We start from the raw sequence: 277 nt of genomic DNA on the forward strand, positions 1-277 counted from the left end.
GTCCGCCTCAGCAAACGTGTAGATGTGTGACCACACCAGACCATGACACTTCTCAGGCTCAGCGTTCCGTACTTCGCCTGCAAACGCGTATGCTCGGAAATAGAGCATGAGAAGAGGATCACCGTTACCCAGCGTATCATTCGCATGCCACACGGGCCGCAGCCCCGCAGGGTCTAGGTCGAGACAAAGCTCTTCGCGCAGCTCACGAGCCATTCCGACATCGGCACGTTCAGCTTCGAGCTTGCCGCCCGGAAGCACGTACAGACCCGATCCCGGG

Annotated in this window: 1 protein-coding gene; it reads right to left on the minus strand. The window is 59.2% G+C overall.

The window, feature by feature from the left end:
* Positions 1-277, minus strand: a 277-nt coding sequence (locus AC1RPK_RS07705) for an NUDIX hydrolase (RefSeq protein WP_481769347.1), incomplete at both ends; no start/stop codon positions are given.

The organism is Dellaglioa sp. CoH-55-MRSF-6, from assembly GCF_056782215.1.